We start from the raw sequence: 734 nt of genomic DNA, 5'->3' as shown, positions 1-734 counted from the left end.
AAAAAAAAAAAAGAGAGGAATTGCAAGCTTTTAACACGAGCGATGATAAAATGACTTTAGGGGATATTCTTAAAGAAAAACTCTAAAGAGTGATTTTAAAAGCATGAGAAACTTTAGGGCAGGTTTTCACCCCTAAAAATATAGTGGATTTCATGCTCACTCTCAAACACAATCAAGGGAGTGTTTTAGAGCCAAGCGCGGGCGATGGGAGTTTTTTAAAGCGCTTAAAAAAGGCTGTAGGGATTGAAATCGATCCTAAAATTTGCCCTAAAAATGCCCTTTGCATGGACTTTTTTGACTACCCTTTAGAAAATCAATTTGACACCATTATTGGCAACCCGCCTTATGTCAAACACAAGGATATTGCGCCAAGCACGAAAGAAAAACTCCAATACAGCCTTTTTGATGAAAGGAGTAATCTATACTTGTTTTTCATAGAAAAAGCGATCAAGCATTTAAAACCTAAAGGCGAATTGATTTTCATCACCCCAAGGGATTTTTTAAAATCCACTTCCAGCGTGAAATTAAACGAATTGATTTACAAAGAAGGCACGATAACGCATTTTTTTGAATTAGGCGATCAAAAAATTTTCCCAAACGCCATGCCTAATTGCGTGATTTTTCGTTTTTGTAAGGGCAATTTCAGTAGAATCACCAACGATGGTTTGCAATTTTTGTGCAAAAAAGGCATTTTATATTTCCTCAGCCAATCTTACACGCAAAAATTAAGCGAG

Annotated in this window: 1 protein-coding gene; it reads left to right on the top strand. The window is 36.1% G+C overall.

What is annotated here, in order from left to right; translation table 11 throughout:
- Window positions 1-143: 143 nt before the first annotated feature.
- Window positions 144-734 (top strand): Eco57I restriction-modification methylase domain-containing protein (locus tag BZK24_RS08395; RefSeq protein WP_242423439.1); only part of this gene is annotated, 591 nt, incomplete at its 3' end.

The sequence above is a fragment of the Helicobacter pylori genome (assembly GCF_001998165.1).
In the GTDB taxonomy this organism is placed as follows: Bacteria; Campylobacterota; Campylobacteria; order Campylobacterales; family Helicobacteraceae; genus Helicobacter; species Helicobacter pylori_DL.
Note: the sequence above shows the minus strand (reverse complement) of the source record. Positions and strands in the feature narration are given on the sequence as shown.